The sequence below is a fragment of the Vibrio sp. RW genome (assembly GCF_027587105.1).
Taxonomy (GTDB): Bacteria; Pseudomonadota; Gammaproteobacteria; order Enterobacterales; family Vibrionaceae; genus Vibrio; species Vibrio toranzoniae.
In genome coordinates this window covers 65,634-89,650 of record NZ_JAPPTM010000009.1, presented here as the reverse complement: position 1 = coordinate 89,650, position 24,017 = coordinate 65,634, and the positions used below count along the sequence as shown (strand labels likewise).

The following is a 24,017-nucleotide window of genomic DNA, read 5'->3' as shown; positions in this document are numbered from 1 at the left end:
AAGTCGGGCACCTTTCATGCCTTGGTGAGGCATAACGCGCAATTTTATCTACAACAGAGCAAGAAACATGCCTACAAGCTTTGATTGCACTATCTGACGAACAACACTGGTGTCATTCGTGGCTTAGGATCACATCTTCTTTCGGCTATACAACAGAGTCGAGAGTTCATCCATTTGCTTTTGTTCTCTTTGGTCTTGCAGCCTAGCATTCTCTTTCTGCTTTTTTTCCATCAACCACTCGTAAGATTTACGCTTTTTACGCAGTTCCATCCAGTAATCTTGGCAGTTATCGACCTGGTTCTTAAAGTGATGCTCCGCTTCTCTCTGTTTAGAGAGCGTTTCATCTAATTGGGTTAAGAAGCGATTCAAGTGGCCATACTGACTGGCGGTTAGTCCTGCCTTACCTCGATCAACAAGTTGCTGGCAGTAATCCAGTCGGTACTTTTCGATCTGCGCGACCTGTTCGTAGTAGCCCTGTAGCTCTGCATTTGCTTTGTTTAAGGCCTGTACGGCTTGATTTTCTTTATCCTTGGCTTGATCAAGAAGAAACTCTAATGCGTTATCCATGACTGACCTTATTCACTATTAGCCACCCAACACATGCTTCAACATGTTAACGCACATGTCATATGGGACAGTTTCTTTCATCTTCTGCTGTAAGTACTCGTCCAGTTTCGGCTTCAAAGTAAAGGCACTATCAATAGCTGGATCGGTACCCGGTTTGTAGGCGCCAATCGATACCAAGTCTTGGTTCTTACGGCAGATAGACAGCACCTGCCTCACAGCTTTCGACATCAATACATGTTCTTCGGTGGTGATTTGCGGCATAACACGACTGACGGATTTCTCGACATCAATCGCAGGGTAATGACCCGCATCCGCCATCTCACGCGACAACACAACGTGACCATCAAGAATAGCTCGCGACGCATCGGCTATTGGGTCTTGCAAGTCATCGCCTTCGGTTAACACGGTAAAGAAAGCGGTGATAGAACCTTGCTCATCGTTGCCGTTACCCGCTCGCTCCACCAGCGCAGGAAGCTTGGCGAATACTGATGGCGGATAACCTTTGGTTGCTGGCGGCTCACCCACAGACAGAGCAATTTCACGCTGTGCCTGAGCAAAACGAGTTAATGAATCCATCAATAGCAGAACATCTAAACCTTGGTCGCGGAAGTACTCTGCGACAGCCAGTGCGGTTTGACAGCCTTTCAATCGCATCAGTGGCGATGAATCCGCAGGGGCGGCGACCACCACAGATCGCTTACGACCATCTTCACCTAGAATTTCTTCAATAAACTCTTTAACTTCTCGTCCACGCTCACCAATTAGACCGACTACCACCACTTGTGCCGTTGTGCCTCGAGTCATCATGCCGAGCGTAACCGACTTACCTACACCAGAACCCGCAAATAAGCCGATACGCTGCCCTTTACCTACAGTCAACAAGCCGTTAATCGCCTTTAGGCCAACATCGAGTGGTTCAGAAATCGGTTTACGAGCTAGAGGGTTGATTGGCTCAGCATTAAATAAAGCGCGTTGCTCGGTATAAATTGGACCTAGCCCGTCGAGTGGATTACCGACACCATCGATCACTCGACCAAGCAACTCCATCCCAACCGGGATACCGCTCTCTGAGGTCATTGGCGTGACACGAGCGCCAGGTAATATCCCCGTGATTTGCTCACTCGGCATCAAAAATAGGTTATCACCAGAGAAACCAACCACTTCGGCTTCCATCTGACCAGACATGGTTTCAACTAAACACAGGCTGCCGATGGGTGCTTTACAGCCCGTCGCTTCAAGCGTTAAGCCAATAACTCGTACTAACTTACCTGATGCAATGGGTCGCGATTTTAGCCCTTCGACTTTGTATTGGCTAAGACGATTCGCTAACTCAAGCATTACTCATGGCCTTGGTGACGGTTTGCGCCGCAGAAACTGTGAAGCACGTTCTTCACACGCTCTTCCATGCGGTAGTTAACACTCGACTCACCCGCTTCGATTTGTACGTCACCACGATTAAGTGCAGGCTCTGCCACCAGCGTCCAATTGCGGCAATCCAGATCCGTTTCGCCATACGCAGAACGAATAATCGCGACGTCTTCAGGGTTAAGCTTCAATGTGATCGCGTGACCAGAAATAGGCAATGACTCTACCGATTCTTTCACGGTATCTAATATGATCTGTGGGTTGGTTTGTACTTCAACATGAACCACTTCTTTGACCATGGTCAGCACCATGTCTACCAGTTGTTTCTCAACCTGAGCGTTCATTAGCTCTAAAGGTTGGGCAAACTGATTAGCGAGCCCCATAAAGATAGCAACTTGCTGTTGAATATACTCCTGACCTGCCGTTACGCCTTCAAGCTTACCGGCTTCACTGCCTTCAGCATGACCTGCGGCAAGCCCTTCTTCTTTGCCTTTTTCGTAGCCCTGCTTAAAGCCAGCCTCTTGCCCCTGGTAAAGCCCTTCCTGATAAGCGCCCTGCTTGATCAGTTCGATTTGCTCTTCCGTCAGAACCAACTCTTCATCTTCGATGGCTTTTTCAACCGTCGGCATCCAACTAGGATCGTAATTAAAGGCGGTTTCTTTGGCTTGTTGACTCACATCAGAGGTGTAATCAGGCAGCCCCCATTTTTGAGGTTGAGCTACCGTATTATCTTCTTCAGGGCGAAGGAAGCCGCGTTTTCTATCACCTGACATATCAGTACCTATCTATGAGTGAGTCAAACTGCTTAGTACATTCAAGCAGTTAAACTTAATTAATGTATGGTTCGAAATTGGATAAAGAAAAGCCCCAGCAGTGTGGGGCTTTGAGGTTTCTGTATTAAAGGAACTCGTCGGCGCCACCAGATAGCATAATCTCGCCACTGTCTGCCATTTTCCTCGCAATCCCCAAAATCTCTTTCTGAGCCGCTTCAACGTCAGAAACTTTCACTGGCGGCATCGCCTCAATATCGTCTCTCATCATATCCGCTGCACGTTTCGACATGTTCTTAAAGATCTTCTCACGTAGACCGTCATCAGCGCCCTTAAGCGCTTTCTGTAGAACGTCTTGTGGAACATCACGCAGCAATCTCTGGACACCTTGATCATCAACTTCAATAAGGTTTTCAAAGACAAACATAAGATCTTGAATCTGTGTCGCCATGTCTTCGTCTTGGTCACGGATTTGATCCATCAAGACACCTTCAACGTTGTTGTCCATGTAGTTCATGATCTCAGCCGCAGCTTTCAGGCCACCAATTTTGGCAGCTTGGGCACCCGCTTGACCCGCAAACTGTTTCTCCATGATTTCGTTCAGTTCAGCAAGAGCGGAAGGTTGAACTTCTTCAAGGTTAGCAATACGCATCATCAGGTCCAGACGAACACGCTCTGGGAACTGAGACAATATTTCTGCCGATTGGTCAGAATCGAGGTACGACAGCACAATGGTTTGTATCTGAGGGTGTTCGTTGATGATGATGCTCGCCACCTGACGAGGATCCATCCACTTCAACGAATCCAACCCTTTCGAGCCAGTGCCGAGAAGTATTTGGTCCACAAGGTTATTCGCCTTATCTTCACCGAGGGCAGCCACCAGCGCATTACGCATAAAGTCTTCACTGCCCATACCAATATTGGTGTACTTCTGAATATCATCTAAGAATGCACGGTGAACCGCACCCACTTTTTCTTGAGATAGATCCGCAGCTCGCGCCATCGCACTACCTACACGTTGAACCTGCTTAGGCTCAAGGTGGCGAATAATACCAGCAGCGTCTTCTTCATTTAAACTTAGTAATAAGATCGCCGCGCGCTCATCGCCTGAGATAGAGCCGATATCCACGCTAGAGACATCAAGCACTTCACCGCCTTCCGTTTGTTGTGGAACTATTTCGTTAGCCATCTACCATCCAATTTTTAACTACTTGAGCTGCTAGCTCTGGTTCATTCGCTACGAGTGCACGTACTGCTTTCAGCACGTCTTCGTCTTTATGAAGGTTTGGTAAGTCGATACTTGAACCAAACTCAAACAGTTCGCCACCTTCGATATCACCACCAATTAAGCTGGTTTCGCCATCAGCACCAATTGGCATACCGTCAGGACCATACATCTGTTCATCGTTGTCCGCTGCAGGATTAAGCAGTTTCTTCATTGCTGGACGAACAAGGACCAACACCACCACAATGATGACCAACGCACTTGCGAACCAACGTACCCAATCATTAAAGTTTGGATGCTCCCAAATTGGGACATCAGCAACAACATCGGTTACTTGAGGTGCAAACTGCATGCTTAATACGTTGAGTAAATCGCCACGGGTTTCATCAAAACCCACAGTGCCAATCAAAACCTGACGAATCGCGTTGATCTCGCTCACGGGGATTGGCGTGTGGACCACTTCACCCGTATCTGGATTCAATGATTGGCGGTCTTTTATTGCGACAGATACTGTCTGACGGTTAACCGTTCCACTCTGTTTACGTTCATGGCTAATGGTTGTGTCTAACTCGAAGTTTCGGGTTGCTTCTTTATGAACCGAACCTTGGCCCGTCAAAGAACCATCTTTCATTTGGGCAACATCTTGCGGAATTGAGGCATCAGCAGGTGGCTGATTACTCAAAGCACCAGGAATTCCGGCAACCGTATTGCCATTATTGTAGTCTTCTAGCGTGTACTCACTTCGAGTCGCGGGGGTATTTGGATCAAAACGTTTTCTCGTTTGCTCCACCGCACTAAAATCGAGCTGAATATCAACCTGCGCGGTATAGTTACCAAACCCAAGAATCGGAATAAGAATAGAGTCAATTTTCTCACGCAGCGCTTGCTCTTGGTTACGCTCTAATTCGTGTTCTTTACGACGCGCCGCTGACATCGGGTCTTGAGAGCCTGAACTCAGAAGTCGACCATGCTGATCGGTTACGGTAATACGTGAGGTTTTCATGCCCGGAACGGCACTCGCCACCATATCCACAACAGAATCCACTTCTTGTTGCTTAAGGTTGGTGCCCGTTTTAAGGGTTAGGAATACAGAAGCAGAGGCTTCTTGATTGTGACGCACGAACACACTTTGTTTCGGCAAGGCCAGTAAAACCTGTGCTTTACGAACCTGTTTCATCTGTTCAATGGCTTTCGCAAGCTGTCTTTCACGGCTTAATTTAAGGCGCTCTTGCTCCAAACGTTGTGACACACCAAAACCCATGTCTTGCATGAGAATGTCATCACCCGCGTTTCGCTCTTGGTTCAAACCAGCTCGAACCATATTCAACTTCAGAGAGTTGTACTCGCTGGCAGGAACAGAGATAGTGTTGCCTTCAAGAGAGTACTCGATCTTTTGCAGGTCTAAGTAATCCAGAACGGGGATCAACTCTTCTGTTTCGTAAGCCCCTAATGGACGCATTTCTGGCTCTTTTACCCAGAAAAAAAGCATCACAATAAGCGCTACACAAATAGAAATAGAAAGGACTAAGACAACCTGACGAAGTAAATCGAGATCGCCCACGGCCATATCGAATTTCGATGAACTGCGTTCACCTAGATCGGGATTTTGCCCTTCTCCGTCAAGCTCAGAACCTGCAATAAGTGCGTGATCGTTACTATCGTTTACGGCTAAATCTGTTGTTTGACTATTATCTGCCACTATTTAACTACCTAAATTATACCGGCATATTCATCAGCTCTTTGTACGATTCGACCAATTTATTTCTAATTTGGATCGTCGCCTCAAAAGCCACACTAGATTTATTACGAGCAATCATCACATCGGATAGAGACACGCTTTGGTCACCACTATCAAAACGTGCTTGAAGATTACCTGAGGTCTTTTGTAATGAGTTCACATTATTGATGGCTTGCGTAAGCATGTTGCCAAAATCTGCACCGACCGCTTGCCCCGTTGCTGCGGGACGCGTGCTAGCAGCTTCAACCATCATTGCCTGCATTTCGCCTTGTAAACCATCTATTTTCATCTACTACCTCAGGAGTCAAAATTATGACTATCTATTTCGCTGTATTATTGACTGAGCAATTAGCGTGCCACACATCATTTTGACTAGACATCGTACTACAACAATCAGAAAGCTGGCACTACTAATCTATCCTCAGTTTGGGATATCTATTCCAGCATCACGCATTTTCGCCAACTTATAGCGCAATGTACGAGGACTAATGCCCAGTTTTTCGGCCATATCTTTGCGTCGACCATTACACGCGATCAAGGTTTCAAGAATTATTGCATACTCTTGATCTCTAAGCTCATTGCCAAGTCCTTCACTGCTAGCTACTACTTTATTGATTGGGTTTGCTTCGGAAATAGGTTTAATTTCTGGCGCCGCAACATCGTTACCTTCAACAATTTGTTGTAGACCACTAGCATCTTGCCAATCAACACCTTCAAGAAGGATATGCTCACCAGATATATGCTCTTTCTCACTCAATATTAGCGCACGCTGTATTACATTATCCAATTCGCGAACATTTCCCGGCCACGGATAATTGACGAGTTTACTAATAGCTTGCTCAGACAGAGCAGGAACAGGCATTCCAAGTTTAGTGCAATGGCGTTCAATCAAATGCTTCGCAAGCGGCTCAATATCGCCTTTACGTTCACACAGAGCTGGCCAAGTAATTGGGAAAACATTCAGTCTGTAGTATAGATCTTCACGAAAATTCCCTTCAGAAACATACTGTTTAAGATCTCGGTTACTGGTCGCCAACACACGAACATCTAATTTGATGCTCTTACGGCTACCTAGGCGTTCAACCTCACGTTCTTGCAATACACGTAGTAATTTCGCTTGAAGGCTAAGATCCATTTCACTGATCTCATCCAACAAAATAGTGCCACCTTGCGCCTGTTCGAATTTACCTGGACACGCCTGAATAGCGCCAGTAAAAGCGCCTTTTTCATAACCAAACAGGGTCGCTTCCAACATATTATCGGGGATCGCAGCGCAGTTAATCGCGACAAACGGTCCATCCTTGCGACTCGAAGCATTGTGAATGTAGCGAGACATCACCTCTTTACCGGAACCACTAGGCCCCAACACCATGACATTGGCGTCAGTTTTCGCTACTTTATCAGCCAGCATCATTAACTTGATGCTTTTTTTATCGGCAACGATGGCATCGCCATTATCATCCGACTTCACAGGAGCGTAGCGGCTCACCATGTTTAGCAATACTTCTGGCGCAAATGGCTTCGCCATGTAGTCGATCGCGCCCTCTTTCATTGCCGCCACGGCATCTTCGATGTTGGCATAGGCAGTCATCAACAGTACCGGTAAATTTGGCCAATGCTGCTTGATGTTTCGCAATAGTGCCAAACCACCCATGCCCGCCATTTGAACGTCAGACACAACAATATCAACGGAGTTGGATTTTAATTTTACCAGAGCATCTTCCGCACTATCCGCTTCCAGCCATTCATAACCAGCAAGCGCGAGAGTGTCGACAAGGGCTTCGCGTAGACCTTCATCATCTTCGACGATTAACACTTTGCTTTGAGCCATAGGATTCTCCAGTGTAAATTCAGTTAAACTTATTAGTCTTCAGTAGAAGCGCTTCTTTCAAGTGGCAAGCACATGGTAAAACATGCGCCATCACCTTCTTCTGAGATCAATTCCAGCCGGCCTTCATGGGCTCGACATACCATTTGTACAACCGCTAAGCCTAAACCTGTACCTTGAGAACGGGTGGTAAAGAAGGGTTCCATAATTTTACCTTGAAGCTCCTTGGGTACACCGGGGCCACTGTCTTGTACTGATATCTTAAGTTCACCGTTTACCGGTCTAAAAAACACATCAATCTGCGATTCCTTACCAGCAATTTGAACCGCATTCAAAACCAAGTTGCTTAACGCCGAAGCGATCGCATTTGCGTTACCAAACATTTGAGTCTCTTCGCCTTCCACTTCTTGGCAATAATCAATCTGGTTGGTTTTTAATGCCGCTTCAACCATAGGGTGGAATTCATTGATCAATTCAGCCACAGTAAATGGCTTAACTACTTTGTTGTCGCCCCCTTTAGCAAACAACAGCATATCATTAACTTGCTTCTCTAAGTCATGCAACCTATCCATAAGCTTAGATTGAAAACGCGTCTTTGTTGCCGACGGTAGGTTTGGCGCGGCAAGGTTTGATGCATACAGCATCGCGCTAGAAAGTGGTGTGCGAACCTGATGCGCCAGCGAAGCGACCATTCGACCTAACGACGACAAGCGCTGGAGATCACTCACACGAGATTGCAATAGGCGAGTCTCAGTCAGGTCGGTAATCAAGATAAGTTGACCTGTCGTAGAAGCAGAAATCGCTAAACGCACTTTTCGTCCGTTCTTTAATGAGATCTCATGACCGTCATCGTCTTTTGGGTCGAAGGCACTTTGAATCACCGAAAACCACTTCTCACCAACTAACTCAACACTGAGAATACGGTGCGCTTCTGGGTTGGCTTCTCTCACTTCACCATGTGTATCTAACAAGATAACACCAGCGGGCATCACATCGAGCACTTGTTTATAGCGCTCAACTTGCTGCTCAACAGAGTCTAGGTGTGACTGATTTTCTGGTTCGTTAGATACGTGCATATCAAAAATTTGCCTCAAATACTAAAACAGCCTGGCACGTACAATACGAGTCAGGCTATTTGCTATATTTATCACATAGTTAATCAAGCAACAACTCGGCTATGTTTTATCGATTCAATTAGTTAAAGTTAAAATTTAGCTAAAAGTGTGTACTATTTTTTTGTATTTTCGTCTAAAACTAAATACTAACGCTGTAAGTTATATTTACGCATTTTTTCAACCAGAGTGGTTCTTCGCATTCCAAGCATGTCCGCAGCACGAGCAACGATCCCCCCCTGAGCCTCCAAGGCTTGACTAATCATGTTCACTTCCATATCCGCGAGCAGCTCTTTCAGATTAACCCCTTCAGCGGGTAACTCTTGGGGCGCATTCGCACTGTCGGCAATATCATCTTGCTGATCAAAACTGAAATCTTCGGAAAACAAGTCCGCCAATGCATCACGCTCTTGTTCTTCTTCAGAGGTAAAGCTATTAAATTCAGGTTGGAACTCAGGAATATCGCTGTATCTGTACTTCGTTGGAAGATGATTAACGTCGACCAGACTATTCGGATAGAGGATCAACATTCGTTCAATGAGGTTAGCAAGTTCACGAACATTACCCGGCCAATCATGTTCCATCAAAGAATTGATGGCGCGCGGCGTAAAGCAAATAGGCATGCTACCTTCCGCTTCCATTCTGGTCATTAGCTCTTGAAGCAACAGTGGAATATCTTCTTTACGATCTTGAAGTGCCGGCATTTCAATCGGGAAGACATTCAAGCGATAGTAAAGATCCTCACGGAAAGATTCATCGTCTATCATATCTTCGAGGTTGCGGTGTGTGGCTGCTATCACGCGGACATTAGCTTGAATGGTAGTGTTGCCACCTACACGTTCAAAACAACGCTCTTGCAAAACACGCAGCAGTTTAACTTGCATTGCCATTGGCATATCACCAATTTCATCAAGGAACAGCGTGCCACCTTCAGCTAACTCAAAGCGACCTTTACGTGCAGTAATTGCGCCGGTAAACGCCCCTTTCTCGTGACCAAACAGTTCACTTTCGAGCAAATCTGCTGGAATCGCGCCACAATTCACTGGCACAAACGGCCCAGTACGACGCTTAGAATGGTAGTGAATATTACGCGCGACCACTTCTTTGCCCGTACCCGATTCGCCAAGAATCAATACGTTCGCTTCCGTAGAAGAGACTTGTTCAATTAAGTGACGTACTTCTTGAATGCCCGAACTTTGCCCCACGAGGCTACGAAACAGCGTGTTCTTACGAGCCGAAGACACAACTTGCCCCCCTTTTCGGCCTAAGAAGTCTTTACAGTGCCTTAATGCATCACTTAATTGAGGGTAATTGAGAGGAAGCTCGAGTTCGCCAACGAAGTTAGTTAGCTCATCAACCGAGTAATTGTTTTTGCTAATCACAAGTAAAGGAATGTGATTGGCGTGAACAAGCTGTTCATTCAATAATATGTTGAAGCCTTTACCTTTAATTGAGCCGATAATGCAGCCTGCCCACGGTAATGACCAGTCAACTTTGCGCGCTTGTTCAGAGCTGATAACTTCGCAGCTCTCTCCTACAAACTCTAATATTGTGCTTAAATTGTGACGATCTTGAGCGTTATCGTCGACGACAAGCAGTTTTGCCAAACCTTGCATAAGTAGGAATTATTGCCTTTATTTTGGTGCGATGCGGAAAAACGGTGAGCAACGTAATCGATAAAAACAGAAAAAAACATCAATGATTATGTTTACGTGAACAAATTAAGGAAATCAGCAACGAAAAAAGCCATTAGGCTATCTAATGGCTTCTATTTTATTTGATTAAAAAAATAAGGCAACCAACCAATTAAAGGATATGAGATTGGTTCAAACTGCAATTTTTCGTTAAATACCTACCTCAGTAGAGGTCAAGTTGTGATATTCATTCGGAATTTGGTCCCAAGCGCTCTTAATTTCACGGATAATACCAACAACATCATCAATAGGCTGTGGATCATTTTTGTGATTTGCCGCAGAAATTTGCGTGATCATGAACTCATAAAGTTGATCTAGGTTTTTCGCTATATCGCCGCCGTCATCCATAGACAGACAACTACGTAGGCTAATAATGATATCTAAAGCTTTACCAAGTCGCTCACCTTTCACTGGGATATTACCCGCCTGCATTGCCGCCTTGCCTTGGATCAAGCGCTCAATAGCACCTGCCATTAACATTTGCACAATTTTATGCGGTGAAGCAGCCGTTAGCTGACTATCCACTGATACCTTTTTATATGCCTGTAAAGAACCGCGCATAGTAAACCTCTTCTATAAAAACTTTTTGTATTGTTGAACTGATTTAGCACCGTGACGATATTTGTGTAGGTTTTTACCTATTCGATTCGTCTCAGACTGCATCAATTCGACCAATTTTCTGGTTCTGGTAATGGCTTCAAACCATTCAGAACTTTGCTTAACGTCAGGATGTGAGTCGATTAATTGAAACACGTTTTGCAATAACTGATCTCTGTTATCGACAAGCTGTGTTATTTCTTCAGCATTAATTTCACTTAATTCGAGCTTAGAGATAATTAGTTGATCTAGTTCACAAAGCTTTTGAAGTTGTCCATTCATTTACTAGCCCAACGCATTCATCATACTGCCCAACTGAGATTGCATCTTACTGGTCGCATCTTGCATCGCAGTGAACTTAGAGTGAGTGCGGTTCTCTAGGCTATCCATGCGGCGGTCGAGCGCGCTTTGGTCATCCGCTAGGCGGTAATTTTGCTCAACTAAGCTCTTTTCTCTCGTACGAATTGAGCCAGTGACACCAGTGATGCCTTGAATCGCATCTTCGACCTTTTTAGCGAAACCGTTGTTGCCCCCGAAGAACTCACCCAACTTATCAAAATTATTATTAAGTTGACGATCAAGCATGTCGTAGTTGATCTCTAACGAGCCTTGTCTTGTAGTCGTGATACCAAATTCAGTCAAAGACTTAAGGTTATCGGGTGCACCTTCAATACTTGATGAGAACACACCTTTTAATCGCGAATCGGCGTTACGAACCGTACTGTCGCCAGAAAGAGGGCCTTTTTGCCCAGTCGTTGGGTCAACACCCGCCAAGTTTTTAGACACTTGGTAAAACTGATTGTAAGAATTAACGAACGCTTCAATATCTTGGCGAACACTATTACGATCGTACTCCACACCAATTTCTGCTGGCGGCTTATCTTTTGGTGTTTTTCCTTTTACCGTAATATCGATCCCTTCCACGGCATCTTCAATCACATTGTTGTTACTAGAGAGCTGAGCAACGCCATCCAAAACCACCATTGAGTCTTGTCCAGCTTGAACTTCAGCCATACCATTGTAGGCATCAAAAGCCTGTTGAGCCTGAACCAAGTCAGCTTGTGCTTTATCGACCTTCTCTAAATGCTCACGCTCTTCCGGTTCTAATTTGGCACGTTCAATCTTTTTAGCTTGTTCAGCCGTCAATTCGCCTTTTTGAACTTTCTCAGCCAGATCCGCTTTTTCTTGTGAAATTTTTTCTTCGATACGCGCTTGTTCAGCCTCAAGCTTTTGTTGGGCTTCTTTTGGCGTCACGTAGGAATCGGTCAGCGTACCTGATGCGGCATTGGACCACCCCGGCACATCGGGTGCCTTCTCTATCGCCTTTTCATCAAGCTCAAGTTCGGGTGTGTAATAAGAGTCCAATAACGTACCAGAGGCCGTTTCCGTCCAGCCTGGAATATTATCTTCAGGCATCACCGATTTTGCAGCCTGAGCAGCGTCTAGCGCTGCTTGACCATCGGCTGCGGCCTGCTCGCCGTAACTAAGACTATCACTCTGAGCAGAATTACCCTTTCCACCTTCTTGTGGCGGAATCTGATTGCCGTCAGCATCAAGTGAAGACTTATCAGCCTCACTAAAGGGGTCTAAGGCTGCAACTTCTTGCCCTGGTGCAGGCTTAGAAAGGATCTCTTGAGCAGAAAGACGAGCTTTCTCCAACGTTTTAACACGCTCTTCAAGAGTCTTGTATTCGAGTTTTTTGAGAGGATTGGCAGTATCAGATTCAACATTTATGCTGATCTGCTGATCGGAACCGGACTGGTTCGAGGCAACAATAAGTCGTGGGCCTTCGACATCATTGATAACCGATGCGCGAACGCCTGGGTTGCTATCTGCGCCGTTTATGCTGCGAACAATATCGATAAGTTTCGATCTATCGCCAACTTGTACATCAAAGCTATTATCGCCAAGCGAAATCTGCAGCTTACCTGGGCCAAACTTCATGTCCTCTGATAGTACATCAGAAGCCACTTTATGGCTCTGGGCAAGCTGCAACACATCGATGGCATATTTGCCAGCGATCGCTTCAGTAGTCGCGGTCGCAGAAACAAGACCTTCATCGGTACTTTCCACTGTTCGCACAGCAAAAGCTTTTTCCTGACGAAAGTTTGTCATCAGGTTTTTCATCGAGTCAAGGGATTCTCTGAGTCTTCCATAGGCACTAATGCTGGTATCGATTCGCGTTCGTTCATTGTCGATTCGTTGCTGTTTAGGTACGCGCTCCGAATCAACAATTTTGCTGACCATGGAATTGATATCCATGCCAGACGAAATCCCCATTGGGCCAAAACTCATTAAATCACCTCAATAATACGACTTAAACCTTCACCTCAAATATTCGACTATTCGAGTTTTGGGCTGCTAGGCGTCTTAGAATTTCAAGCATTTCTTCATCGGGTATTTGGCGAATAATATCACCGGTTGTGGTCTCATAAATGGTCACCACATCCCTACCTGACTCTTCATCGACCTTAAAAGCAACACCCTTGTTAAGAGAGGAGATAAACTCGTTTACCTTCTCCACCATCTTGACCCGCTCTTCATCATTTAGCTCTTGTCTATCTTGAGCTAATTGAATCACTGCTGCGGTAGCCTCTTCTTTTGATTTATCTACCTTGTCATAAGATGTTGCTTCTTTCAGTCGCGAAGTGCTCGACGCACTACTACCTTCATCGCTTGCAAATTTAATGCCATTGGGTGAGCCATAAGGCTGGATGTTCGATGCGTTGGATGGTATTTCCATAACACTCTCCCTCCCTCCTTTATGAGCCATACAGTAAAACTCTACCAGAGTAGAGTTTACTGCTACTTACCAAAGTAAGTTTAGCCCAATAAGCTTAGAGCTGCTGACGGTGACTGCTTCGCTTGCGCTAAGATAGAAGTACTCGCCTGTTGCAGAATTTGAGACTTCGTCATTGCCGTTGTTTCTTTCGCGTAATCGGTATCTTTGATACGGCTCTTAGATGCATTAACGTTTTCGTTGATGTTGTCTAAGTTGCTGATTGCGTGGTCAAAACGGTTTTGGAAAGCACCAAGAGAAGCACGGTTACTATCAACAGATTTTAGTGCGCCATCAATAATAGAGACTGCTTCGTTTGCACCCGCAACCGATGTTACGTCGATATCGTTAACAGTAACGTCTTTACCAGCACCAATACCTAATTCACCAGCAAGGCTGCCACCGAATTCAACATCACCTTCAACTTTTTGGCTTGAAGCGAAAAGTTGCAGTTTGCCGCCTTCACCTACAGATGCTTTAACGTCTTGGCTTTGACCATTGATGTAAGTTGCTAGCTCTTCGATGTCGTTGCCTTCCTTCGCAGAAATAGACAATTCTTGTGCTTCACCAAACTTATCATTGTATTTGATCGTTAAGTCAGCACCAGCACCTACACGCCAAGAAGCATCTTTGCCTTCTTCTACGCTGTAGCTCTTACCACCCATATCTTGAGTGTCAGTACGCATGTTATTCATTGTGAGCATTACTGCTTCACCAGAATCCGCACCGATTTGGAAAGATTGACTGCCGTAAGTACCGTTAAGAAGCTTGTTACCACCAAAAGAGGTCGTTTCAGCGATACGGTTAAGTTCTGTATTTAGAGCAGAAACTTCTTCTTGGATCGCAACACGTTCAGATTTGCTGTTCGAACCGTTTGAAGATTGAAGAGAAAGGTCACGCATACGTTGCAGAATATTGGTTGACTCATTCATTGCACCTTCAGCTGTCTGTGCAATAGAGATCCCGTCATTCGCGTTTTTCACAGCCATATCTAGGCCACGGCTTTGCGACGTTAAGCGGTTAGAGATTTGTAGGCCCGCAGCATCATCTTTTGCGCTATTGATTTTATAGCCAGAAGACAAACGCTCCATTGATTTTTGAGTACCTTCAGCCGCGCTATTTAGGTAGCGCTGAGCCGTCATTGCAGACACGTTAGTGCTTACATTAATCGCCATAGTTGATCTCCTTTAGGCATTTTTTTAATGCACCTATGTGACTCTCACCTCACACAAATACATATCAAATTGTTTTATGTACCACTGTCTCTCTCACCTTACATTGGTACATATCATTTCTCTCAATCCCTTTAACGGCCCCTTAGTTAGAAGCTTTAATAAAAAATGTGCTTTTTTTCGTATTCTTTTCAACAACAAAGAAAAGTGTGACCGAACTTCAACTAATAAAACATCATTTCCCGCTCCCGTGATTCTCTACAACGAGGAACGAGAGTGGTAGGGACTCGCTTTTACTCCTACTCCTCAGCTCCGTAATTTCCCAAACCCTCTGTTACCAAACAACAGGCAATAAAAAACCCAGCCGAAGCTGGGTCTGTTTAGCGCTCATCTCTCACCACGAGCTAATTTGTGGAAACCTAACGTTAACGCTTATGCTCAACAACGCTTATAGTCAACGTGGCCTTTCAATCGATTAACCTAGTAGGCTAAGTGCCGAGTTCGGTGCTTGCTTCGCTTGAGCAAGAATCGAGCTTGAAGCTTGAGAAAGGATCTGAGACTTAGTCATCTGAGTCGTTTCTTTCGCGAAGTCGGTATCTTTAATACGGCTCTTAGAAGCATTAACGTTTTCGTTAATGTTGTCTAAGTTGCTGATAGCGTGGTCGAAACGGTTTTGGAAAGCACCCAGTTCAGCACGGTGGCTGTCTACGTACTTAAGTGCCGCATCGATGACTGCTACAGACTCTTGTGCGCCACCTACAGACGTTACGTCGATAGTATCAACCGTGACTTCTTTGCCCGCTTGAATGCCTAGCTCACCAGCAAGACCGCCAGAGAAAGACACATCACCGCTCACTTTATTATTACCTGTGAACATTTGTAGCTTGCCGTCTTCAGTCACAGATGCTTTAACAGAATCTTGTTGACCATTGATGTACGTTGCTAGCTCTTCGATGTCGTCACCCGCTTTTGCGTTGATGTCGATTTCTTGTGCTTGACCGAAGTTGTCAGTGAACGACAATTTCAGGTCGTTAGAGCCCGCTTGAACATTCCAATCTTTGTCTTTCGCGTTCTCAGTTTGGTAGCTCTTACCACCCATCTGAGCGTTATCAGAGCGCATGTCTTTCAGTTGAAGCATTACCGCTTCACCGTTATCCGCACCAATTTGGAATGACTTAGTACCGTGAGTACCGTTAAGTAGCTTGTTGCCACCAAAAGACGTGGTTTCTGCGATACGGTTCAGTTCATCGTTCAGTGCAGTTACTTCTTCTTGAATCGCTACACGCTCAGATTTTGAGTTTGAGCCGTTTGAAGATTGTAGAGACAAATCACGCATACGTTGCAGGATGTTCGTTGTCTCGTTCATCGCACCTTCAGCCGTTTGTGCAATAGAGATACCGTCGTTTGCGTTACGTACAGCAACATCAAGACCACGACTCTGAACGTTCAAACGGTTCGAGATTTGTAGGCCTGCAGCATCATCTTTTGCGCTGTTGATTTTAGAGCCTGAAGATAGGCGCTCCATTGATGTTTGTTGTGCGTTGTTTGCATTATTTAGGTAACGTTGCGCTGTCATCGCTGAAACGTTTGTATTTACATTCACTGCCATGGTGATTTCTCCAATTGATTTTCCGGTATAGCGGTTTCCGACGTCTCGGAAAACCAAGTAGTTCTCTCAAAGTTACTTTTAGTAACGGCTCGAAAACACGAAGCTTTAGAAAAACTTTTGAAAAACTATAAATAAAATAATAAATCTTTATTTTTCAGCGTATTATTTTTTATGTTTTTCTAAAACAACCACTAATATCGACGAACAAAAGATTTCAATGTGTTCATAAAACGTACGAAACGTTCTTCAAATGAATCAACGCATAGAAATGATCCATCCCCCAACATTTCATACTGGCGTGAACCGGGAGATCCAGGCGAATGATTGGCCGTAAAGTAGATCGGAAAAAGAATAAGGAAAAAAGCTAGTGGGAGCCCCAAAGAGGCAGAAAGCAGAAAGGAAAAAGCCCCTTTTCCTTTGAGAGAACCGGGGCTAGTTGGCGCGTCAGAGCCTGTGTGGAGATCATCGAGAAATGAACACATTTCCGACTTGCCGTTGCATTCTTACTGTAAAAATGGATAGCAGGTGAGAGATGAGAGAGCTAAACATTCAATAGTAAGTATGCTTGCCAGTTTCCCTTGCTGCATGGCTCACGTCTGAACACGAGCAGCAAGTTCAACCAATAACTATTGCAATAGTGACATTGCAGAGTTAGGCAACTGTTTTGCTTGAGCAAGTATCGAAGTACCTGCTTGTTGCAGAATTTGTGATTTGGTCATTTGCGTCGTCTCTTTCGCAAAGTCCGTATCTTTGATTCGGCTGTTAGAAGCGTCTACGTTCTCTTGTACGTTTGCCAAGTTATTAATACTGTGGCTTAGACGGTTCTGTTTCGCACCTAAATCAGCACGCTGTGAATCTACATATTTCATTGCAGAGTCAATCACGCTGATCGCGTTCTGTGAGCCTGCAACACTAGTTAAGCTAACGTCTTGCACTGATGTAGGACGACCTTCGCTCTTAATACCTAGCTCAGAGGCTAGACCACCAGAGATCGACATTGCACCTTCGAGATCAGGTTCAGCAACGAATAGTTGTAAACGACCTTCATCAGTCACCGATGCGTTCACTAAATCAGACTGACCATTAATGTAAGTCGCTAGCTCTTCTATATCATCACCCGCTTTGGTATTGATATCTAAAATGATGTCTTCGCCCGCTTTAGTCTTGAATTCGAACTTAAGGTCGCGAGCTTGTGCAGGCACTTCCCAGTTCTTATCTTTAGCGTTTTCAGAATCAAATGTAGTGCCCCCCATACGAAAGTCATCAGCACGGATACTCGTTAATCCCATGATCATGGCTTCACCGGAGCTAGCGCCGATCTGGAATGAGGCTTCACCAAATGAACCGTTCAATAGGCGTCGGCCACCAAAAGAGGTTGTTTCAGCGATACGGTTAAGCTCATCTTGAAGTGCCATTGACTCTTCATTCAGTGCAGTACGCTCTGCCGGCGAGTTGGTACCGTTTGATGATTGAATCGCCAGATCACGCATACGTTGTAGTACGTTGGTTGATTCGTTCATCGCACCTTCAGCGGTTTGAGCGATCGAGATACCGTCATTGGCATTACGCATTGCCACATCAAGACCACGAGATTGCGCCGTTAAGCGGTTCGAGATTTGTAGACCCGCTGCATCGTCTTTCGCACTGTTGATCTTGTGACCCGATGACAGACGCTCCATAGAAGTCGCTAAGTCATTAGACGCTTTATTCAGGTAACGCTGCGCTGTCATTGCGGAAACGTTAGTACTTACATTAACTGCCATTTTGCTCTCCTTATGAGTTCGCAAGCTCTCTGCGAAGCGGCCAGCTTTACTCTCATATGGATAAGCACTGACCGTGTATTACTCGATAAACCCTGTACAGGATTTAAGATCTGTATTAATCATTTACAACCAACACAGATACAAGTTGTATGCCAAGTTTAATTTTGTATAAATAATTTTTTAATTAAATAAATAAAAATCAAAAACTTACACAAAATTAAACGCAATTATGATTGTTTGTTCTTTGAGGGTGAAACAACGTACACCCTCCTGATTGCCGTTTTTTGCCGCTATCTTGAAAAACAAAATGTTTCGTACAAAAAAGCGGCAAACATTGGAGTCATTCGCACGTATGGCATAGCACATACGGCAAGGAATCAACGCCATGGTGATCGACAAGTCACCACTAAATACCGATTAATTATTAAATATAGTTAAACAAGGTCAGATCTTTAGTTTTGCCAAACGCTTGTTGTGAAGCTTGCAGTGCCCGAGAGTTTTCATTGAATTCAATGATTGCTTTCGAATAATCCAAATCTTCAAAGTTGCTTTTTGCTTTTGCTAAAGACAACTTAAAATCTTCATGTTGTTGCTCTTGAATATCCAAGGTATTCAAACGCGCACCGACATCGGTTCTTGCCTTCGTCAAATGAATAAACGCAGCATGGAACTCTTCGGTCACTTGATGCAGTTTCGCGGTCGCCGACGCATCTGAAACCGGATGTTCTGCTTGCTCTGCCGCTTCTTTGAATGTATCAAAAATAGAGAATGTCTCTCTCGGCTCTAAGGTGATTGAATCACCCTTAGTGATCTGGCCTTTGATTTGAATATTCAGCCCTTCGTAAACAATGCCTGTCGAAGGATCAAAATCTTCTGCCGCAACCACTGCACCATCTTTTTCAAGTTGATAAGCGAACTTACCCGTCTGCATGTCGACGAAAGTCACTTTATAGGTAGAACCATCTTCTGCGCTGTTAGTCGCACGCTCGAGTAATAACTCAGAGGCAGACTCAAGCTCATATTGGGGCTCGTAATCACCGAAAGGGTTATCTATTTCCATAAATAACTTGCTGCCCGGATCATTCATTGCCATCTCAAAGCTACTTGCCACACGCATCTTGCGTTGGTAATCATCACCTTGATACGTCACGTTCCCTTCGTTATCTCGAAAGAAAGGCTGGTTCTTCGGCTTAGTGCCCGCAAATGTATAGTTACCCGACTCATCTTGAGAGTTGGCCAAGTACAAAAAGTTATTCGCCAGTTCTTTAATTTCACGCTGCTTAGCTAAACGGTCTTCCGGTGAAAGCGCGCCGTTGATCATTTCCATTACGGTTCGTTTGGCTTCATCAGCAAAGCCTTCCGAGTTAGACATCATAACTTCATGATGCTCTAAACGATTTCGAACCAACGTAATAGCATCAACATATTGTTTCAGTTGCTCAGATTGCTGACCAATATTTTGTAGGTAGTGGGTCGCCAACGGGTCATCACTTGGCGACTGCAGCTGCTTACCAGAAGCGAGTTGCGCTTGGTTGTGATGCACCTTGTTCTCTTGGCGGCGCAAGTCATTTTGTACTGACTGATAGTTATGGAAGCTAGAAATACGATTCAACATTTACACTTCCTATCTCAGAGCTAAAATAGTGTTAAACGTGTCATTGGCTGCTTGCATGATGCGTGAGGAAGCCATATACGCTTGCTGAAACTTCATCATATTGGCTGCTTCTTCATCGAGATTGACCCCGGATACCGAAGCAATACGCTCTTGAGCTGACTGTTTTTCTAAGGTCGCAATATCACTCAAGCGATTGGCCGTTGAAGACTTCAACCCCATATTGGTATTCAAGTTATGGTAAAGGTCTAAAATCGTAGACTCACCATCGTTCAAAATTTTTCCGGTTTGTAGATTCTGCATCTTACGTAGATTGCCGTTGTCACCTTCTGATGGGACAAGGTTTGCCGTAAATTTATCGTTTGCCAACGCTCCCGGAGTTAACTCAAACGTGGTGCCATTAATAGTGACCGGCCCTTCAGGCGGATACGGTTGCGGCTGCATTAAAATGTTGCCTTTCGGGTCCGTCACCGCAAACTGCTCACCCTTGGGTGACACAATGACTTCGAACTCGCGCAGTTGACCCGCTTGTAAAATTTTGAAGCCTGCCGTGCCTTTGGCAAACGTGGTCGATGCTTCATAACTTTGCGCAGTAATGTCTTTTGGATCTTTGGTTTCCATCTGAATCTGTGCGGCAAAATTGCGAGTTGGACGCAACAGCAATTTCTCTCCAAGCTCAGGAGGGTTGCGAACTTCCACTCGCATACCATCAAGATTAAAAGCGTTGCCACTTGAATTAGTGCTGACTTTTACCGTTTCACCGTCAGGCTTGGTCACGACATAGTCACTGCCATCATACTTAAGGCCATACTCTCCGCCTTTTAAAGCAGAGGTGTCATCTATATAAACCGCAACATCAGCCTTTGACTGGCTGCTCGCCGTCACGCGTGATTTTGCCACCCGCTCAGAGTTCACATCGGTAAACAGATTTTTACCCACGTTGCCATTAAGATCTAAACCTTGCGATTGCAACTCATTGACTTTGTGTGAAAACGCCGTCGCCAAACGACCCAGTTCATCCATGACTTCTGGAATGTGGTCATCTCGCATGTCTAACATGGCACCGATTTTTCCATCGATATCACTGCTAGTTATCGGTTTTAGAGACTTTCCTTCAACAATCGCTAAGCGACGTTGATGGACATCTGGTAGGCCATCGACCATTTTTAATTGGCTCGCTTCACTACCAGAAACTAAGGTATGGCCATTACCGATATGGACATTAAAACCTTCGGCATTCGAGCGTGGCGTCACCGTTACTTTGGTGTAACCAGACAGCTCATTAATCAGTTTCTCATGCTGATCTCGTAAGTCATTATGAGGCCCAGGAGTTCGCATCATTAAGCGTTGTACGTCACGGATCTCGTAAGCGAGTTGGTTAACTCGCTCTATACCCATATCTAATTTTTTATTCGTAGAATCAGATTGTTGGCGCACCGTTTCATGAAATTCATTCAGTGTTTTGCTTAACAGCTCGGCTTTTTCTAACACCACTTTTCGCGCACCTACATCATTAGGTGTATCAGCAAGTGTCTTAACCGAATCAAACCATTCATTGAGGTTTTCTGGAATCTTCTTTGAAGCGACCGATGACAACATACTCGACAGCATGTCGAGGTTAGCTTCGGTATCGCCTTTGTTGGCGGCATTGGTTGTCGATAAGTTAAGCTCTTTAACGGCAAACTGATCCCAAGAGCGGCGAACATTTTCCACATGCACACCCATACCATAGGACTGGCCACCGTACTGACGCGGGTCATTCACACCTTGAATTACAGATTGGCGGCTAAAGCCCTCTGTGTTGGCATTAGAAATGTTATGACCTGTGGTGTTTAACTGTCTCTGAGCAGTAAGAACACTTTGTGCCCCTACATTCAGAAGATCCGACGCCATAATGCCCCCAAAAAACTTAACAAAATCAGAATGAACTGATTAACTACAACCGTATATTACTAAGATAATTAGCAATATATGTGCCAATAGAATTAGCAGAGAGTTAAAAGACAATAATTTATTGAAGTGTAAGGAGATAACTATGGACAACGGGGCCAGGTTTGAGGTGGCGGATAAGAAAAAAGCCTGCCAATGGCAAGCTCTCAATGCTAGTTGATTGCGCTAATTCATCTCATCAATCTTAGCTTTAACGCGCAATACCTTATCGGCATAGTTAGGGTCAGTTGCGTAACCCGCTTGGTGGATACCTTTAATGAAATTCTCTGAGTTACCCTGATGCTTCAATGCCGTTTCGTATCTTGGATTTTCGTTCAAGAACTTCACATAGTCATTAAAGCTGTCTTCGAAGTTTGAGTAAGAACGGAAAGACGCTGACTCTTTGACTGCTGTTTTACCATGGAACTCAAGAGTCTGCGTAGCAACCTTATCGCCCTTCCAACTTCTATCGGCTTTGATGTTGAATAGGTTATTACTATTACCCAAAGAGTTTTTAACCATTTTAGACCCCCAACCTGTTTCAAGAGCGGCTTGTGCTAATAGCAACGATGAATCGACACCAAGCGCGCTTGCTGCTTTTTCAGCATAAGGCTTCATAGAGGTAACAAACGATTCTGGAGAATCGAAAGAGACGGGTTGTTTAGCCGCTGATGCAGATTGAACTTCAGATACTCTATCTTCTGAACGGCCTGAGTACTGAGGTCTTTGCAGTGAAGTATCAAAGCCTTCACTACGAACCTTATCTTCTGCCGCATCGCTTGCTTGACCAGCACTTAATTGAGCCACAATCATATCCGCTAGGCCTAGCGAACCCGAAGCGCTCAATTCACTCGCCATTTGGTCGTCTTGCATCTGACGATAGAACTGTTCGTTCTGGCTGTTCAACATATCCGACTTAAAGCTTGAGTTCGCGTCGCGCATCGACTTAAACAACATCGAGGTAAAAATCGATTCAAACTGTTTTGCCGCAGCCGTCAGTGCTTCTTTTTCGCTGCCTTCTTCACCATTTACCGCTTGTTGACGAAGGCGGTCTAAGCTACCGATGTCGTGAATAAAGCCGATGTCATTGTTATTCTTAATCATGCTTTATTCCTTAGATAATGATCAATTGGCCTTCAATTGCACCGGCTTGTTTCAGTGCTTGAAGGATTGCCATTAAATCAGAAGGCGCTGCGCCCACTTCGTTGACGGCTCGAACCAAATCATCCAGCGTTAGACCCGGTTCAAACTTGAACATCTTGCCATCGGCTTCGGTGACTTCGATATCAGAATCAGGGACGACCACTGTTTGACCGCCAGAAAATGCATTCGGCTGACTCACATTCAAATTTTCTTTGATTGCAACCGTCATACCACCATGGGTTACCGCCGCCGCTCTTAGACGAACGTGCTTACCAACCACAATGGTACCGGTGCGAGAGTTAACGATGATTTTTGCAGAGCCTTCTGCAGGGTCGAATTCGACGTTTTCGATAGCCGATAAGAACGCCACACGTTGGCTGATTTCACGTGGTGCGCGAACTTTTACTGAAGTCGCGTCTACCGCTGAAGCCATTTGTGGACCTAGGAAATTATTAACCGCATCAGCTAAACGCTGAGCCGTTGTGAAATCGGATTGGATTAGATTAAAAGTGATGTAGTCGCCACGGCCAAATGGCGTTGGGATCTCTTGCTCAACTGTCGCGCCGCTAGAGATAATACCAACGTTAGGATTGTTACCGACAAGCTTTGAACCGTCGTTACCTTGTGCACTGAAGCCACTGACCACCAAGTTACCTTGCGCTACTGCATACACTTGGCCATCAAGACCTTTTAGGAAGGTTTGTAGCAAGGTACCGCCACGCAAGCTTTTTGCCGAACCGATAGAAGAAACCGTTACGTCAACTTCCTGGCCTTGCTTAGAGAAGGCTGGCAATTCAGCGGTAACAATAACAGCCGCTACGTTTTTGGTTTTTGGCTTAGTGCCGGGCGGCAATTGGATGCCAAAATTTTGCAGCATCGCGTTAAACGTTTGATCGGTAAAGGGAGTTGTCTCACCTGTACCCGGCAAACCCGTGACCAGACCATAACCGACAAGTTGGTTACTACGAACACCCGCCACTTTTGCCACGTCTTTAATACGCGCAGCATGGGCACTGGTGGCAAGAAATAGCACGCCGAATAGTACGAGCATTAGTTTTTTCATTGAGTAACCTGTCTGTATTGCTTTAATTTAGAATAGCTTAGCTAAATATGG

At 45.0% G+C, this 24,017-nt stretch carries 20 protein-coding genes; all 20 read right to left on the bottom strand.

Annotated elements, in window-relative coordinates; genetic code table 11:
• Positions 1 to 129: 129 nt before the first annotated feature.
• The 20 genes from fliJ to OCT63_RS10460 all read right to left on the bottom strand — a co-directional run bounded on the left by fliJ (position 130) and on the right by OCT63_RS10460 (position 23,966).
• Positions 130 to 567, bottom strand: coding sequence for a flagellar export protein FliJ (gene fliJ, locus OCT63_RS10555; protein WP_161674472.1), 438 nt, complete (start codon positions 565 to 567; stop codon positions 130 to 132).
• An 18-nt stretch (positions 568 to 585) separates the two neighbouring features.
• On the bottom strand, positions 586 to 1,905 hold the full coding sequence (gene fliI / locus OCT63_RS10550) for a flagellar protein export ATPase FliI (protein ID WP_269983691.1): 1,320 nt from the start codon (positions 1,903 to 1,905) through the stop codon (positions 586 to 588).
• Complete coding sequence (gene fliH / locus OCT63_RS10545; RefSeq protein ID WP_060468218.1) at positions 1,905 to 2,705, bottom strand: flagellar assembly protein FliH; 801 nt, start codon at positions 2,703 to 2,705, stop codon at positions 1,905 to 1,907. The genes fliI and fliH overlap by 1 nt, the downstream gene beginning before the upstream one ends.
• A gap of 124 nt (positions 2,706 to 2,829) precedes the next feature.
• Positions 2,830 to 3,891 carry a flagellar motor switch protein FliG gene (gene fliG / locus OCT63_RS10540; protein ID WP_060468219.1) on the bottom strand — a complete coding sequence of 354 codons (1,062 nt, stop codon included), beginning with the start codon at positions 3,889 to 3,891 and terminating at the stop codon, positions 2,830 to 2,832.
• Complete coding sequence (gene fliF / locus OCT63_RS10535; RefSeq protein ID WP_060468220.1) at positions 3,884 to 5,626, bottom strand: flagellar basal-body MS-ring/collar protein FliF; 1,743 nt, start codon at positions 5,624 to 5,626, stop codon at positions 3,884 to 3,886. Before fliF ends, fliG begins: the two co-directional genes overlap by 8 nt.
• Before the next feature lie 16 nt (positions 5,627 to 5,642).
• Positions 5,643 to 5,954 carry a flagellar hook-basal body complex protein FliE gene (gene fliE, locus OCT63_RS10530; protein WP_060468221.1) on the bottom strand — a complete coding sequence of 104 codons (312 nt, stop codon included), beginning with the start codon at positions 5,952 to 5,954 and terminating at the stop codon, positions 5,643 to 5,645.
• Between the two features lie 132 nt (positions 5,955 to 6,086).
• The gene (locus OCT63_RS10525) at positions 6,087 to 7,496 is read right to left on the bottom strand and encodes a sigma-54-dependent transcriptional regulator (RefSeq protein ID WP_269983690.1); all 1,410 of its coding nucleotides are present in this window, start codon (positions 7,494 to 7,496) and stop codon (positions 6,087 to 6,089) included.
• A 32-nt stretch (positions 7,497 to 7,528) separates the two neighbouring features.
• On the bottom strand, positions 7,529 to 8,569 hold the full coding sequence (locus tag OCT63_RS10520; RefSeq protein WP_017056869.1) for a sensor histidine kinase: 1,041 nt from the start codon (positions 8,567 to 8,569) through the stop codon (positions 7,529 to 7,531).
• Between the two features lie 185 nt (positions 8,570 to 8,754).
• Positions 8,755 to 10,221, bottom strand: a complete 1,467-nt coding sequence (locus tag OCT63_RS10515; protein WP_161749103.1) for a sigma-54 dependent transcriptional regulator — start codon at positions 10,219 to 10,221, stop codon at positions 8,755 to 8,757.
• A gap of 228 nt (positions 10,222 to 10,449) precedes the next feature.
• Positions 10,450 to 10,860: a flagellar export chaperone FliS gene (gene fliS, locus OCT63_RS10510; RefSeq protein WP_060468224.1), complete on the bottom strand. Its 411-nt coding sequence runs from the start codon at positions 10,858 to 10,860 to the stop codon at positions 10,450 to 10,452.
• 12 nt (positions 10,861 to 10,872) lie between these two features.
• Entirely contained in the window at positions 10,873 to 11,178 is a 306-nt protein-coding gene (locus OCT63_RS10505; RefSeq protein ID WP_161674474.1) for a flagellar protein FliT, read from the bottom strand.
• Between the two features lie 3 nt (positions 11,179 to 11,181).
• Positions 11,182 to 13,191 carry a flagellar filament capping protein FliD gene (gene fliD / locus OCT63_RS10500; protein ID WP_161687686.1) on the bottom strand — a complete coding sequence of 670 codons (2,010 nt, stop codon included), beginning with the start codon at positions 13,189 to 13,191 and terminating at the stop codon, positions 11,182 to 11,184.
• 22 nt (positions 13,192 to 13,213) lie between these two features.
• Positions 13,214 to 13,639: a flagellar protein FlaG gene (gene flaG / locus OCT63_RS10495; RefSeq protein ID WP_060468227.1), complete on the bottom strand. Its 426-nt coding sequence runs from the start codon at positions 13,637 to 13,639 to the stop codon at positions 13,214 to 13,216.
• An 80-nt stretch (positions 13,640 to 13,719) separates the two neighbouring features.
• Positions 13,720 to 14,850 carry a flagellin gene (locus OCT63_RS10490; RefSeq protein ID WP_017056863.1) on the bottom strand — a complete coding sequence of 377 codons (1,131 nt, stop codon included), beginning with the start codon at positions 14,848 to 14,850 and terminating at the stop codon, positions 13,720 to 13,722.
• Between the two features lie 472 nt (positions 14,851 to 15,322).
• On the bottom strand, positions 15,323 to 16,456 hold the full coding sequence (locus tag OCT63_RS10485) for a flagellin (protein WP_065311174.1): 1,134 nt from the start codon (positions 16,454 to 16,456) through the stop codon (positions 15,323 to 15,325).
• Between the two features lie 626 nt (positions 16,457 to 17,082).
• Positions 17,083 to 18,219, bottom strand: a complete 1,137-nt coding sequence (locus OCT63_RS10480) for a flagellin (protein ID WP_060467289.1) — start codon at positions 18,217 to 18,219, stop codon at positions 17,083 to 17,085.
• A 424-nt stretch (positions 18,220 to 18,643) separates the two neighbouring features.
• Entirely contained in the window at positions 18,644 to 19,834 is a 1,191-nt protein-coding gene (flgL, locus tag OCT63_RS10475; protein WP_161688070.1) for a flagellar hook-associated protein FlgL, read from the bottom strand.
• A 9-nt stretch (positions 19,835 to 19,843) separates the two neighbouring features.
• Entirely contained in the window at positions 19,844 to 21,724 is a 1,881-nt protein-coding gene (gene flgK, locus OCT63_RS10470) for a flagellar hook-associated protein FlgK (protein ID WP_161749469.1), read from the bottom strand.
• Positions 21,725 to 21,946: 222 nt separating this feature from the next.
• The gene (flgJ, locus tag OCT63_RS10465; RefSeq protein ID WP_161674828.1) at positions 21,947 to 22,864 is read right to left on the bottom strand and encodes a flagellar assembly peptidoglycan hydrolase FlgJ; all 918 of its coding nucleotides are present in this window, start codon (positions 22,862 to 22,864) and stop codon (positions 21,947 to 21,949) included.
• Between the two features lie 10 nt (positions 22,865 to 22,874).
• Positions 22,875 to 23,966, bottom strand: a complete 1,092-nt coding sequence (locus OCT63_RS10460; RefSeq protein WP_269983689.1) for a flagellar basal body P-ring protein FlgI — start codon at positions 23,964 to 23,966, stop codon at positions 22,875 to 22,877.
• Between the last annotated feature and the right edge of the window lie 51 nt (positions 23,967 to 24,017).

Excerpts from the sequence above, each read along its gene's own strand:
- fliJ (WP_161674472.1), bottom strand. The coding sequence starts at position 567 with ATGGATAACGCATTAGAGTTTCTTCTTGATCAAGCCAAGGATAAAGAA.
- fliI (WP_269983691.1), bottom strand. The coding sequence starts at position 1,905 with ATGCTTGAGTTAGCGAATCGTCTTAGCCAATACAAAGTCGAAGGGCTA.
- fliH (WP_060468218.1), bottom strand. The coding sequence starts at position 2,705 with ATGTCAGGTGATAGAAAACGCGGCTTCCTTCGCCCTGAAGAAGATAAT.
- fliG (WP_060468219.1), bottom strand. The coding sequence starts at position 3,891 with ATGGCTAACGAAATAGTTCCACAACAAACGGAAGGCGGTGAAGTGCTT.
- fliE (WP_060468221.1), bottom strand. The coding sequence starts at position 5,954 with ATGAAAATAGATGGTTTACAAGGCGAAATGCAGGCAATGATGGTTGAA.
- OCT63_RS10525 (WP_269983690.1), bottom strand. The coding sequence starts at position 7,496 with ATGGCTCAAAGCAAAGTGTTAATCGTCGAAGATGATGAAGGTCTACGC.
- OCT63_RS10520 (WP_017056869.1), bottom strand. The coding sequence starts at position 8,569 with ATGCACGTATCTAACGAACCAGAAAATCAGTCACACCTAGACTCTGTT.
- OCT63_RS10515 (WP_161749103.1), bottom strand. The coding sequence starts at position 10,221 with ATGCAAGGTTTGGCAAAACTGCTTGTCGTCGACGATAACGCTCAAGAT.
- fliS (WP_060468224.1), bottom strand. The coding sequence starts at position 10,860 with ATGCGCGGTTCTTTACAGGCATATAAAAAGGTATCAGTGGATAGTCAG.
- OCT63_RS10505 (WP_161674474.1), bottom strand. The coding sequence starts at position 11,178 with ATGAATGGACAACTTCAAAAGCTTTGTGAACTAGATCAACTAATTATC.
- fliD (WP_161687686.1), bottom strand. The coding sequence starts at position 13,191 with ATGAGTTTTGGCCCAATGGGGATTTCGTCTGGCATGGATATCAATTCC.
- flaG (WP_060468227.1), bottom strand. The coding sequence starts at position 13,639 with ATGGAAATACCATCCAACGCATCGAACATCCAGCCTTATGGCTCACCC.
- OCT63_RS10490 (WP_017056863.1), bottom strand. The coding sequence starts at position 14,850 with ATGGCGATTAATGTAAGCACTAACGTGTCTGCAATGACGGCTCAGCGC.
- OCT63_RS10485 (WP_065311174.1), bottom strand. The coding sequence starts at position 16,456 with ATGGCAGTGAATGTAAATACAAACGTTTCAGCGATGACAGCGCAACGT.
- OCT63_RS10480 (WP_060467289.1), bottom strand. The coding sequence starts at position 18,219 with ATGGCAGTTAATGTAAGTACTAACGTTTCCGCAATGACAGCGCAGCGT.
- flgL (WP_161688070.1), bottom strand. The coding sequence starts at position 19,834 with ATGTTGAATCGTATTTCTAGCTTCCATAACTATCAGTCAGTACAAAAT.
- flgK (WP_161749469.1), bottom strand. The coding sequence starts at position 21,724 with ATGGCGTCGGATCTTCTGAATGTAGGGGCACAAAGTGTTCTTACTGCT.
- flgJ (WP_161674828.1), bottom strand. The coding sequence starts at position 22,864 with ATGATTAAGAATAACAATGACATCGGCTTTATTCACGACATCGGTAGC.
- OCT63_RS10460 (WP_269983689.1), bottom strand. The coding sequence starts at position 23,966 with ATGAAAAAACTAATGCTCGTACTATTCGGCGTGCTATTTCTTGCCACC.